This window comes from Raoultella sp. (assembly GCF_039594335.1).
Lineage (GTDB): Bacteria > Pseudomonadota > Gammaproteobacteria > Enterobacterales > Enterobacteriaceae > Klebsiella.
In genome coordinates this window covers 1-12,741 of record NZ_JBCNNS010000012.1, presented here as the reverse complement: position 1 = coordinate 12,741, position 12,741 = coordinate 1, and the positions used below count along the sequence as shown (strand labels likewise).

The following is a 12,741-nucleotide window of genomic DNA, read 5'->3' as shown; positions in this document are numbered from 1 at the left end:
ACGGTGAGTTTTACTTGAGTTCCAGTATTGCCTGAGATATACGGAAGTAATAGTGAATAGATAAATTTTATTGTTCCGGTTTTATAACCCGCGCTCGCGCAAGCTCCGAAAGGGCGAGGCCGAAGGACAGCCCGGGTAACGGGTGTGAGCAAGCGTAGCCAACGCAAAGGCCGGTTGAAGGATGAAGTGCCTATGAGGTTATTAAACCGTCTGAACCAGTACCAGCGCCTGTGGCGGCCCTCATCCGGCGCACCACAGCAGGTGACCGTCGGTGAACTGGCAGAACGCTGTTTTTGCAGCGAGCGCCATATTCGAACGTTGCTTCGTCAGGCTCAGGAGGCCGGCTGGTTGAGCTGGCAGGCTACTCCCGGGCGCGGAAAACGCGGCACGCTGCTCTTTCACAGCGCGCCAGAAGCCTTACGTAATGAGATGATGGAGCAGGCACTGAGTAACGGCCAGCAGAAAAACGCGCTGGAGCTGGCTCAGTTGGCGACAGAAGAGCTGAAGGCGCTGCTTTCGCCTTTTCTTGGCGGTCAGTGGCAAAACAATACGCCGACGTTGCGCATTCCCTATTATCGTCCGCTTGACGCGCTGCAGCCGGGTTTTTTACCCGGGCGCGCCGAACAGCATCTTGCCGGGCAAATTTTTTCCGGTCTGACACGCTTCGGGGTGCACAGTAGTTCTCCGGTCGGTGATTTAGCCCATCACTGGCAGGTAACGCCGGACGGCCTGTGCTGGCAGTTTTATATCCGTTCAACGCTGTGCTGGCATAATGGCGATCCGCTTGAAACGACGCAGCTGCAGCGGCGACTACTGATGTTGCTGGAGCTACCCGCCCTGCGCGCCCTGTTTGCCAGTGTCAAGCGGATCGATGTCACGCATGCGCAGTGTCTGACGATTACGCTGCATCGCCCGGATTACTGGCTCCCTTTCCGCCTTGCCAGCGACGGCTGCGTACTGGCACATCCCGATGAACCAATGGTCGGTAGCGGGCCGTTTCGTCTGAAACTGTTCAGCCCGGAGCTGGTGCGGCTGGAGAATCATCCGCGCTATCATCTGAACCACCCGCTGATCCAGGCGGTGGAGTACTGGATCACTCCCCAGCTGTTTGAGCAGAATATGGGCACCAGCTGCCGCCACCCGGTGCAGATTACTATCGGCGATCCGGACAAGCTGGCAAATCTTCGTCAGGTCAGCAACAGTATCAGCCTCGGGTTTTGCTACCTGGCGCTGCGTCAGAGCCCTCGCCTCAGCAAAGCTCAGGCGCAACGTCTGGTATCGCTTATTCACCGCTCCTCATTGCTGAAGACACTTCCACTCGACGAAGATTTGATTACCCCCAGCAGCGAGGTGTTGCCCGGATGGAGCATTCCCCAGGGGCCAGAGAATCAGGATGTTCCTCTGCCTGAACAGCTTACGCTGCTGTATCACCTGCCGGTCGAACTGCACACGATGGCAGAACAGCTCCGCCTGCAGCTTGCCGCTCTTGGCTGTGAACTGAAACTCATTTTTCACGATGCAAAAAACTGGCACGGTTGCCAGGAACTGGCGCTGGCGGATTTGATCATGGGCGATCGGCTGATCGGCGAAGCGCCGGAATACACGCTGGAGCAGTGGCTGCGTTGCGATACAATGTGGCCTCATTTATTGACCGGGGCACAATATGCTCATCTGCAGGCCACCCTTGATGCCGTCCAGGCGCAGCCTGAAGAACGCAGCCGCAACGAAGCGTTGCGCAATGTTTTTAATATTCTGATGGATGATGCCATCATGACGCCGCTATTTAATTACAATTATCGCATCAGTGCTCCACCGGGCGTAAACGGCCTGCAGCTTAACGCCCGAGGCTGGTTTGATTTCACCAGCGCCTGGCTACCGGCATCGCCGCCGTGATGAAGCTGGTCGCCGCGCCCATCAGGCGCTACCATATCGCTTTCACTTTGATTGTCAGGAATTGCCATGAAACGCGCCGTAGTTGTCTTCAGCGGAGGACAAGATTCAACAACCTGCCTGGTGCAGGCTCTGCAACAGTACGATGAAGTGCACTGCGTCACTTTTGATTATGGCCAACGCCACCGCGCGGAAATTGATGTCGCTCGCTCTCTGGCGTTAAAGCTGGGCGCCGTTGCCCACAAGGTGCTCGATGTGACGCTGCTCAACGAGCTTGCCGTCAGCAGTCTGACCCGCGATAACATCCCGGTGCCGGACTATGAACCGGAAGCCAGCGGTATCCCGAATACCTTCGTGCCTGGACGAAATATCCTGTTTTTAACCCTGACGGCAATTTACGCTTACCAGGTCAAGGCGGAAGCGATCATTACCGGCGTTTGCGAAACCGATTTTTCCGGCTACCCGGACTGCCGCGATGAATTCGTGAAAGCACTGCACCATGCCGTCAGCCTCGGAATGGCGAAGGATATTCGCTTCGAGACGCCGCTAATGTGGCTTAACAAAGCCGAGACATGGGCCTTAGCCGATTACTGGGGCCAGTTAGCACTGATTCGCCATGAAACCCTGACCTGCTATAACGGTATTAAAGGCGACGGCTGCGGACAATGCGCGGCCTGTAATCTACGCGCCATTGGGCTAAGACAGTACGAGGCCGATCGGCCAGGTATTATGGCAGTTATGAAGCAGAAAACCGGGCTACAGTAACCGGTTATTTCCCGGTAGCGGCAGACGCCTTAGCGGGCCTGCGAGGACCGCGAATGGCATCAAGCCCGTAGCCAGCGTAGCTCCAGTACCCAACCCGCACCGACTCGTAGGCCGGGTAAGGCGTCAGTCGCCACCCGGCATTTTCTCGATTATCGTTCGCTGAAACAGATGCGCCCAAGCGCCCCAGGACAGACTACTGCGGCTGGCCTGCTAGCAAGGCTCCAGCTGAACCAGTTTCTCGCGCAGTTCACCCTCCAGCGGCAGTGCTTTCTGCGTTTTAAGATCGATGCAGACAAAGGTAATGAGCGCATCGGCTACCACCTCACCGTTAGGGTTAAGGGTAACCACCTGACTTAACGTCCCGCTTTTTCCGTTCAGTTGTTCCAGTTTGCTGGTAACGGTGAGCACATCGCCTAATACCGCCGGGCGTCGATAGTTGATATTGATATTCACCACCACGAACGCGATGTTGCGTGCGGTCATCCAGTGAAAGGCCGGGCTGCTTTCCAGACCATCCCAACGCGCCTCTTCGAGAAACTCCAGATAACGTGCATTATTGACGTGCTGATAGACGTCAAGATGATAACCGCGAACTTTGATTTGTGTCTGCATAGCGCACATGCCTTATCTTTCATTGTTGTTTTGAGGTCAGAGGTCACACCACTTGTGTAACCTCTTCAGTCTGGCAAATAATGACGACTGTGCAAACTTGTACTGAAAATTTACAGCTTCAGATGTGACAGATTTCTCTCCACCAGAGAGCTCCCCATTCCCGGGACCTGCTTAAGATCGTCAACGGTTTTAAATGGCCCGTACTCTTCACGATAGCTCACGATAGCCTGCGCTTTCTTCAGACCGACACCATTCAGAGCCTTTGCCAGTTCTTCTGCGCTGGCGCTATTGATACTCACCCTGATTCCATCCCCCTCAGTCGCGTTTAATGCCTCAGGCGCCTTCGTCTGCGGCGTCTGCACGCTCTCCTTTATCGTCGACGACGTTTTCCCGCTGGAAGGGACGGCAAGTACGCACTGGCTTCCTGTCGCACAAACCAGTACGGCGGCGGCTATAAGCGTTTTCAATCTACGTTGCATGCTGTTATCTCCTTGTTTGTAGACAGCAGGGTCACAATAGCGAGCGCAGAAAAGGAGTACAAAAGACAAACCGCAGAAATGGAAAAGGCCGCGAAAGCGGCCTTTGAGAATTACATCACGTTACTGATTTTTGCGAAGCGTCACGAGATTATTGCTGTTGGCCGATGGCATCGCCGAGTTTAATTTTCGCAGACTTACGCAGGTTGCTCATCAGCGCTTCAAAAGCAATCTGAGCATTGTTCTGCGTGATACCTTGAACCATAGCTTTTTTCTGCGCTTCCGGCATGTCGCCGGCTTTCACTTCATCCAGCGCCAGCAGCACCACATTGCCTTTGATGTCGCTACCCACACCGTAGACAGGTTTACCCTGCTGCGGCAGCGGCAGGGTAAACGCCGCCTGGCTCAAGGGATCCTGACCGGTACGAGTCAGGGTCTGCGCCGGGCCGAAGTTTAAACCAGCGGCTTTCATCGCCTCGTCACCTTTGCCATCTTTCAGCGCGACCAGCAGTTTGTCTGCATCCAGCTTCGCCTGCTGTTCAGCTTTGGTGTGTTTTACAATATCGATAACCTGTGCTTTCACGTCCTCCAGCGGCTTCACAGCTTCTGGTTTGTGCTCGCTGATGCGCAGGACAAATGCGCGATCGCCGTCGACGGTGATGATATCGGAGTTGCTGCCCGGCGTACCGTTCTCGCCCACCAGACCGCCATTGAAGATAGCATCGGCAACCGGTTTAAAGTTCAGCTCTTCTGGCAGATTGTCACGCCCAAACCAGCCGGTTTCGGTCACTTTCACATCTGCAGCCTGTGCGGCGCTGGCCAGAGATTCGTTATCATTGCTGGCTGCATCGCTGACTTTCTGCTGCAGCGCGTAGTAAGCATCCAGCGCTTTTTCCTGCTTCACTTTCGCCGCGATATCATCGCGAACTTCAGCCAGCGGTTTAACCTTCGCCGGCTGAACATCATCAAGACGGACAACGAGGAAACCAACGGAAGATTTAATCACGCCAGAAAGCTGGCCTTTTTCTTTCAGACCGGCGTTTTTCAGCTCTGGTACCGTTGCCGCATCTTCCATCCAGCCCATATCACCACCGTTGCGGGCAGAGATAATATCGGTGGACTTTTCTTTCGCCAGCGTGGCGAAATCGGTCCCTTTCTTCAGAGCATCCAGAACGGCCTGGGCATCGGATTCGGTCTTCGTCTGAATCACGCTGTAGCGGTTACGCTGCGGCTGCGTGAACTGATCCTGATGCTGATCATACCAGGCCTGAATTTCTTCGTCAGAAGCGTTCTCCTGCATGCCAGCAGCATCCATTTTGATGTAGCTCACGCGGAACTGCTCCGGCGCCATAAAGCGGGCCTGATTTTGCTGGTAGTAAGCGTTGACTTCCGCATCAGTCACCGTCTGCTTCGCCGCCAGAGCGTTGACATCGATGGTGGCTTCACGCACCAGGCGTTGCTGGGATACCAGCGCAGCCAGCTGATCGGACTCACCAGACAGCATAAAGTCGGTACCGGCAATGGCATTAATCAGCTGCTGAGTTGTCAACTGGTTGCGTAGCGCCTGCGCGTACTGATCGGTGGTCATGCCCATTTGATTCACGATACCGCTAAAACGTTCGTTATCAAATTTGCCGTTAGTCTGGAAAGCCTGAGTCTGGAAGATAGCCTGTTTAACTTGAGCATCGCTGACGCTCAGTCCGAGTTCGCGGGCGTACTGGTCAAGCAGCGACTCGTCAATCAGACGGTTCAGCACCTGCTGACGCATGGTTTTCATGTAGTTTTCGTTGGCCGCCAGTTCCGAGAACTGATCGCCAAGCTGCTGCTGCATACGGTTACGTTCGCTGGCAACGGCATTTTCAAACTGTGAGCGACCAATTTCCTGGTCGTTAACTTTCGCGGCATAATTGTTACTGCCGCCAATCAGGTAACCACTTACCCCGGTCAAAATGAACGAGATAATGATGATACCGAAAATAATCTTGAGCACGACGCTATTGGCGGCCGTGCGTAGGTTGTCCATCATGGTGTAACAACGCTCCGCTGTAGATGACTTTAGCTCGCGCAGCATAGCACGTGATGGCTGCCGCGCGTGAGGACCTATTTTGACAAGAAAATGGGGTGATTGTCAGCCCACAAGTGCGTACAAACACACATAAAATCGGGTTCCGGGCAAATAAAAAAGGCACATCTCGCGATGCGCCCTTGTACTTCGTCACATTCCCTGATGGGAAGTCGATCAGTTGACCGCGTCTTTCAGCGCTTTACCGGCACGGAAACCCGGTACTTTGGCAGCAGCGATGGTAATTTCTTTACCTGTTTGCGGGTTGCGACCAGTACGGGCAGCGCGCTCTTTCACAGCAAAGGTACCAAACCCGACCAGCGCAACGTCATCTCCAGCCTGCAGAGATTCAGTAACAGAAGCAATTAAAGCATCTAACGCACGTCCGGCTGCAGCTTTAGAAATGTCCGCACCGGCAGCAATTTTGTCAATCAGTTGAGATTTATTCACTGTTCTCTTCCTCTCTTTATAATTTATATCGCACCAGAATCCTTCGTGGTGCGACCGCGCAGCAGTTATATCAGGACTGTCATGCCCTTACAACAGAGTTGTAGATGACCCCCTGCCAGCGATCTAAGTTAGCTACACAAAAAAAGGCTGGCAAGTACGAATTTACTTCCCAGCCCCACTTTTCTTAGCGCTATTTGCGCGAAATCACTATTTTGCCGTGACAACCTGCATGCCGAATGGTTCGTTCTGCAACGCAAGTGTCAGAACTTCCTCGATTCGTTTCACCGGATGGATATCTAAATCGGCAATAACGTTATCTGGAATTTCTTCAAGGTCACGTTTATTTTCATCAGGAATCAGAACAGTCTTAATGCCGCCGCGATGTGCCGCCAGCAGTTTTTCCTTCAGACCACCGATTGGCAGCACCTGTCCGCGCAGGGTAATTTCCCCTGTCATCGCGACGTCAGCGCGTACCGGATTCCCCGTCAGACAGGACACCAGCGCGGTACACATCGCGATACCGGCGCTCGGACCGTCTTTCGGCGTCGCCCCTTCCGGAACGTGTACGTGAATATCACGTTTTTCGTAGAAATCCGAGTTAATCCCCAGCTTATCCGCACGCGAACGCACCACGGTCAGCGCAGCCTGAATAGACTCCTGCATCACTTCGCCCAGCGAGCCGGTATAGGTCAGCTTGCCCTTACCCGGCACGCAAGCGGTTTCGATGGTCAGCAGATCGCCGCCCACTTCAGTCCATGCCAGACCGGTAACCTGACCAACGCGGTTTTCGCTATCCGCACGGCCGTAGTCGTAGCGCTGTACGCCAAGGAAATCATGCAGGTTATCGCCATTAATCGTGATGTGTTTCAGTGATTTATCCAGCAGCAGCTGTTTAACCGCCTTACGACACAGCTTGGAAATTTCACGCTCAAGCCCACGCACGCCCGCTTCACGGGTGTAATAGCGAATAATCCCGATAATCGCGCTGTCCTCAACGTTCAGCTCGCCTTTTTTCAGCGCATTACGCTCAATCTGCTTAGACAGCAGGTGGCGTTTGGCAATGTTCAGTTTTTCGTCTTCGGTATAACCGGACAGACGAATGACTTCCATACGATCCAGCAGCGGCGCCGGGATGTTCATGGAGTTAGAGGTCGCCACAAACATCACATCGCTCAGATCGTAGTCCACTTCCAGATAGTGGTCGTTAAACGCTACGTTCTGTTCAGGATCCAGTACCTCCAGCAGCGCTGAAGCCGGATCGCCGCGCATGTCTGAGGACATTTTGTCGATCTCATCCAGCAGGAACAACGGGTTTTTCACGCCCACTTTCGCCATTTTCTGGATCAGTTTGCCCGGCATTGAGCCAATATAGGTCCGGCGGTGACCGCGGATTTCCGCTTCATCACGCACGCCGCCCAGCGCCATACGCACGTACTTACGTCCGGTCGCTTTGGCGATGGATTGACCCAGTGAGGTTTTACCCACCCCTGGCGGTCCAACCAGGCACAGAATCGGCCCTTTGAGCTTATTCACACGGCTCTGCACCGCAAGATACTCAAGGATACGATCTTTCACACGCTCAAGGCCGTAATGATCGGTATCGAGGATCTCCTGAGCCTGACGCAGATCTTTTTTGACCTTGCTGCGTGCGTTCCACGGTACCTGCACCATCCAGTCAATGTAGCCGCGTACGACGGTCGCTTCTGCCGACATCGGCGACATCATCTTCAGCTTTTGCAGTTCCGCTTCGGTTTTTTCTTTCGCCTCTTTCGGCATTTTTGCCGCGTCGATCTTGCGCTTCAGCGCTTCGTTCTCATCCGGGGCATCGTCCATCTCACCGAGCTCTTTCTGAATAGCCTTCATCTGCTCATTCAGATAGTACTCACGCTGAGACTTTTCCATCTGCTTTTTCACGCGGTTACGAATACGCTTCTCAACCTGCAGCAAATCGATTTCCGATTCCATCATCGCCATCAGATATTCCAGACGTTCGTTAATGTCGGACATCTCGAGGACAGACTGCTTATCGGCCAGCTTGAGCGGCATGTGCGCAGCGATGGTATCAGCCAGACGCGCAGGATCGTCGATGCTGTTGAGCGACGTCAGCACTTCCGGTGGGATTTTCTTGTTCAGCTTGATGTAGCCTTCAAACTGACCGATCGCGGTGCGCACCAGGACTTCCTGCTCGCGTTCGTCGATCGCCGGCGATTCAAGGTACTCGGCTTTTGCTGAAAAATGCTCACCGTTATCAGATAATGCAGAAATACGTGCGCGCTGCAGGCCTTCAACCAGCACTTTGACGGTGCCGTCAGGCAGCTTCAGCATCTGTAAAATTGACGCCACGGTCCCGACGGTGAAAAGATCATTTACACCCGGCTCATCCGTCGAAGCTTCTTTCTGCGCAACCAGCATGATTTTTTTATCATGGTCCATAGCCGCTTCAAGACAACGGATAGATTTTTCCCGCCCTACAAATAGGGGTATGACCATGTGCGGATAAACCACCACATCGCGCAACGGCAATACGGGGATTTCAATGCGTTCAGAACGCTCAGGATTCATAGAGCTCTCTCTTAGTTTAAAGTCCGCCAGGTAGCCAGCGGCACGACTCGTCATCGCGACGCCGTTAATATGTAATCCAGTATATGGGGATGTATTCCACACATTCAACGGCAGGAATGCATGAAAAATAAAAGGGGGGATAAAATCCCCCCTTTTTGTTAACTGCTTGAGCGAATTGGTTAATTATTCACCAGAAGCCTGCTGCGCTTCCGGTTTGCCATAGATCAACAACGGCTTGCTTTGTCCATCGATAACGGAAGCGTCGATGACCACTTTTTCCACGTCTTCCATTGACGGAAGATCGTACATGGTATCGAGCAGCGCCGCTTCAACGATAGAACGCAGGCCACGCGCACCGGTTTTACGCGCCATCGCTTTTTTGGCGATCGCGTCCAGCGCTTCATCACGGAACTCCAGCTCTGCGCCTTCGAGGTTGAACAATGCCTGATACTGTTTGGTCAGGGCATTTTTCGGCTCTTTCAGAATCTGAATCAGCGCTTCTTCACTCAGCTCATTCAGCGTTGCGACGACCGGCAGACGACCGATGAACTCCGGAATCAGACCAAATTTGATCAGATCTTCCGGCTCCACCTGAGACAGCAACTCGCCTTCGCTCGCTTTGTCAGATTTGGCTTTTACCGTCGCGCCGAAACCAATACCTGAACCGGTTTCTACACGATGGGAAATAACCTTATCGAGACCGGCAAACGCACCGCCGCAGATAAACAGGATCTTAGAGGTGTCAACCTGCAAGAACTCCTGCTGCGGATGCTTACGCCCACCCTGCGGTGGTACCGCGGCAACGGTCCCTTCGATAAGCTTCAGCAATGCCTGCTGCACGCCTTCACCAGAGACATCGCGGGTAATCGACGGGTTATCCGATTTACGGGAAATTTTGTCGATTTCATCGATGTACACGATACCGCGCTGCGCTTTCTGTACGTCGTAGTCGCATTTCTGCAGCAACTTCTGAATGATGTTTTCGACGTCTTCACCGACATAACCGGCTTCGGTCAGGGTGGTGGCGTCAGCCATGGTGAACGGCACATCCAGCAGGCGCGCGAGCGTTTCTGCCAGCAGCGTTTTACCGGAACCTGTCGGCCCGATCAGCAGAATGTTACTTTTACCCAGCTCAACACCGTTGCTGGTATCACCATTGCGCAGGCGTTTGTAGTGGTTATATACCGCAACGGCCAGCACTTTTTTCGCCGGCTCCTGGCCGATAACATAATCGTCCAGGTGGTGGCGGATTTCATGCGGAGTCGGCAGCGCACTGCGTTCACGATGCGGCGCGACTTCTTTAATCTCTTCGCGAATGATGTCGTTACATAAATCAACGCATTCGTCGCAGATATACACGGATGGCCCGGCGATCAGTTTACGCACTTCATGCTGGCTTTTGCCGCAAAAAGAGCAATACAACAGTTTGCCCGAACCATCTTTGCGTTTATCTGTCATGAGTCCAAACCTCTTATTAAGTTCTTTGTGCCGCACACGACGACGCAAATGCCATTCTCAGGCGCAAGCCGCTGATAAGCGTTGTGCCGCCCTACTCCAGACAAGTATAGCGGCCCCCTTACGCCAGGGGCATCAATTACGATGGGTCAAAATGGAATCGACCAGGCCGTATTCCACCGCTTCGGAGGCTGACAAGAAACGGTCACGCTCGGTGTCGTTCTCAATCTGCGCAAGGGATTGACCCGTATGATGTGCCATCAGTTCATTCATCCGCCCTTTCACCTTCAGGATCTCGCGGGCGTGAATTTCGATGTCCGTCGCCTGCCCCTGATAACCGCCCAGCGGCTGGTGGATCATCACACGGGAATTCGGCAGGCAGAAACGCTTGCCTTTTGCCCCTGCCGTCAGCAGGAACGCACCCATCGAGGCCGCCTGCCCCATGCAAATGGTGCTCACGTCAGGTTTGATGAACTGCATGGTGTCGTAAATCGACATCCCGGCGGTGATCACCCCGCCCGGAGAGTTAATATACAGATAAATGTCTTTTTCCGGGTTTTCTGCTTCCAGAAAAAGCATCTGCGCCACGATCAGATTCGCCATGTGGTCTTCCACCTGGCCGGTCAGAAAGATGACGCGTTCCTTGAGCAGACGGGAGTAGATATCAAAAGAACGTTCACCGCGCGAGGTCTGTTCAATGACCATCGGCACCAGGGCCATATGGGGTGCAAAGTTATCTCGTTCGCCACTGTATGACATTTCCGTCTCCTGGATTAATTTTGAATAAACCTGCCGCACTGATTGTAACCTTATGGACGGATTATCAGCCAGAGTCTTCTGTCCGTCATCATTCAAATTACCTGAATATCAGCCTGATGCCCGCAACCTGAACGAATCCCGACAGATACGCTTCGTCATTATGCATGATTTCACGCGTGCAGTTTCGTCTCCTCGTAGTGGGGGCGATGCAATCATAATTCAAGCATAACAAGCTTTTGTTGTAACGCTATCATCGATATCGCGTTTTCGCACTCATCGTGAAGCTATTGCTACGATAAAAAAAACCCGCCGCCTCTCGGCAACGGGTTTTTACCTGAATGTTAAACCGCGGGGCGAAATTACGCCTGCTGGTTCATCAGTTCATTGAAGGTGGTGGCTTTTTCAGACACTTTCGCTTTTGCCAGAACGGCTTCAACAGCCTGCTCTTCCAGCGCGACGTTACGCATATTGTCCATCAGTTCGTTGTTTTTGCTGTAGAACTCAACAACTTCTTTCGGATCTTCGTAAGCGGAAGCCATCTCTTCGATCAGGCCTTTAACGCGATCTTCGTCAGCTTTCAGCTCGTTGGTACGAATCACTTCGCCCAACAGCAGACCGACAACAACGCGGCGTTTAGCCTGCTCTTCGAACAGTTCACGCGGCAGTTCCAGAGCCTGCTTCTCGTTACCACCGAAGCGCTGAGCAGCCTGACGACGCAGAACGTCGATTTCGCTGTCGATCAGGGCAGCCGGCACGTCGATGTCGTTCGCTTTAACCAGACCTTCGATAGCCTGAGACTTCACGCGGTTACGCACGGCGCCTTTCAGCTCGCGATCCATGTTTTTACGCACTTCAGCGCGCAGACCTTCGACGGAACCATCTTCAACACCGAAACGTTTGATGAATTCAGCAGTCAGTTCCGGCAGCTCGCGCTCTTCAACTTTCTTCAGGTTGATAACGAACTTAGCCGCTTTACCTTTCAGGTTTTCTGCGTGGTATTCTTCCGGGAAGGTCACATCGATAGTGAACTCTTCGCCTGCCTGGCGGCCTTTGATACCGTCTTCAAAGCCTGGGATCATACGACCCTGGCCCATCGCCAGTACGAAGTCAGACGCTTTGCCGCCTTCAAACTCTTCGCCGTCAACAGAACCGGTGAAATCGATGGTTACGCGGTCTTCTGCATCAACAACGCCATCTTTGTCTTTCCAGTTAGCCTGCTGCTTACGCAGAGTGTCCAGCATGGTGTCGACGTCAGCTTCGGTCACTTCAACAACCGGTTTTTCAACTTCGATTGTTTCCAGACCCTGCAGTGCAACTTCCGGGTAAACTTCGAACTCAACCGCGTAGGTGAAGTCTTCACCCAGCTTGTATTCGCCCGGAACGTAGTTCGGCGCGCCGGCCGGATTGATTTTCTCTTTGATGATCGCGTCAACGAAGTGACGGCTCATCAGGTCGCCCAGCACGTCCTGGCGAACGGATGCGCCATAACGCTGAGCAACAACATTCATCGGCACTTTCCCTTTACGGAAGCCGTCAATGCGAACTTTTTTCGCCACGTTGACCAGCTCGCTTTTGACAGCATTCTCGATGCTGTCAGCGGCGATAGTAATCGTTACACGGCGCCCAAGGCCCTGAGTGGTTTCAACTGAAACTTGCATCTTGTTACCTCAAAAAAATCACAGTGCTCGGTCAACTCTGGAAGCGCGTGTA

At 53.3% G+C, this 12,741-nt stretch carries 10 protein-coding genes; 2 read left to right on the top strand and 8 right to left on the bottom strand.

From position 1 onward, the window contains the following. The first annotated feature begins 192 nt into the window (after positions 1-192). Both ACZAHD_RS03265 and queC read left to right on the top strand, forming a co-directional pair. Entirely contained in the window at positions 193-1,893 is a 1,701-nt protein-coding gene (locus ACZAHD_RS03265) for an SgrR family transcriptional regulator (protein WP_462455512.1), read from the top strand. A gap of 66 nt (positions 1,894-1,959) precedes the next feature. Further along, positions 1,960-2,655: a 7-cyano-7-deazaguanine synthase QueC gene (queC, locus tag ACZAHD_RS03260; RefSeq protein ID WP_462455511.1), complete on the top strand. Its 696-nt coding sequence runs from the start codon at positions 1,960-1,962 to the stop codon at positions 2,653-2,655. 210 nt (positions 2,656-2,865) lie between these two features. On the opposite strand, the gene ACZAHD_RS03255 is transcribed toward queC, so the two are convergent. From ACZAHD_RS03255 to tig, 8 genes are all read right to left on the bottom strand, one after another. Further along, positions 2,866-3,267, bottom strand: coding sequence for a YbgC/FadM family acyl-CoA thioesterase (locus tag ACZAHD_RS03255; RefSeq protein ID WP_032689232.1), 402 nt, complete (start codon positions 3,265-3,267; stop codon positions 2,866-2,868). 110 nt (positions 3,268-3,377) lie between these two features. After that, positions 3,378-3,746, bottom strand: coding sequence for a helix-hairpin-helix domain-containing protein (locus ACZAHD_RS03250; protein WP_462455510.1), 369 nt, complete (start codon positions 3,744-3,746; stop codon positions 3,378-3,380). A 148-nt stretch (positions 3,747-3,894) separates the two neighbouring features. Then, entirely contained in the window at positions 3,895-5,769 is a 1,875-nt protein-coding gene (ppiD, locus tag ACZAHD_RS03245) for a peptidylprolyl isomerase (RefSeq protein WP_462455509.1), read from the bottom strand. Between the two features lie 213 nt (positions 5,770-5,982). Beyond that, positions 5,983-6,255: a nucleoid-associated protein HU-beta gene (hupB, locus tag ACZAHD_RS03240; RefSeq protein WP_002444653.1), complete on the bottom strand. Its 273-nt coding sequence runs from the start codon at positions 6,253-6,255 to the stop codon at positions 5,983-5,985. A gap of 207 nt (positions 6,256-6,462) precedes the next feature. Next, complete coding sequence (gene lon, locus ACZAHD_RS03235) at positions 6,463-8,817, bottom strand: endopeptidase La (protein WP_462455549.1); 2,355 nt, start codon at positions 8,815-8,817, stop codon at positions 6,463-6,465. A 183-nt stretch (positions 8,818-9,000) separates the two neighbouring features. Next, positions 9,001-10,275: an ATP-dependent protease ATP-binding subunit ClpX gene (gene clpX, locus ACZAHD_RS03230; RefSeq protein ID WP_004858716.1), complete on the bottom strand. Its 1,275-nt coding sequence runs from the start codon at positions 10,273-10,275 to the stop codon at positions 9,001-9,003. 132 nt (positions 10,276-10,407) lie between these two features. After that, complete coding sequence (clpP, locus tag ACZAHD_RS03225; protein WP_004858713.1) at positions 10,408-11,031, bottom strand: ATP-dependent Clp endopeptidase proteolytic subunit ClpP; 624 nt, start codon at positions 11,029-11,031, stop codon at positions 10,408-10,410. A gap of 359 nt (positions 11,032-11,390) precedes the next feature. Then, positions 11,391-12,689 (bottom strand): trigger factor, encoded by a 1,299-nt coding sequence (gene tig, locus ACZAHD_RS03220; RefSeq protein WP_462455508.1) that lies wholly within the window; start codon positions 12,687-12,689, stop codon positions 11,391-11,393. Positions 12,690-12,741: the final 52 nt, after the last annotated feature.

Bases quoted from the DNA above. Each gene is read 5' to 3' on its own strand.
- ACZAHD_RS03265 (WP_462455512.1), top strand. From the start codon at position 193: ATGAGGTTATTAAACCGTCTGAACCAGTACCAGCGCCTGTGGCGGCCC.
- queC (WP_462455511.1), top strand. From the start codon at position 1,960: ATGAAACGCGCCGTAGTTGTCTTCAGCGGAGGACAAGATTCAACAACC.
- ACZAHD_RS03255 (WP_032689232.1), bottom strand. From the start codon at position 3,267: ATGCAGACACAAATCAAAGTTCGCGGTTATCATCTTGACGTCTATCAG.
- ACZAHD_RS03250 (WP_462455510.1), bottom strand. From the start codon at position 3,746: ATGCAACGTAGATTGAAAACGCTTATAGCCGCCGCCGTACTGGTTTGT.
- ppiD (WP_462455509.1), bottom strand. From the start codon at position 5,769: ATGATGGACAACCTACGCACGGCCGCCAATAGCGTCGTGCTCAAGATT.
- lon (WP_462455549.1), bottom strand. From the start codon at position 8,817: ATGAATCCTGAGCGTTCTGAACGCATTGAAATCCCCGTATTGCCGTTG.
- clpX (WP_004858716.1), bottom strand. From the start codon at position 10,275: ATGACAGATAAACGCAAAGATGGTTCGGGCAAACTGTTGTATTGCTCT.
- clpP (WP_004858713.1), bottom strand. From the start codon at position 11,031: ATGTCATACAGTGGCGAACGAGATAACTTTGCACCCCATATGGCCCTG.
- tig (WP_462455508.1), bottom strand. From the start codon at position 12,689: ATGCAAGTTTCAGTTGAAACCACTCAGGGCCTTGGGCGCCGTGTAACG.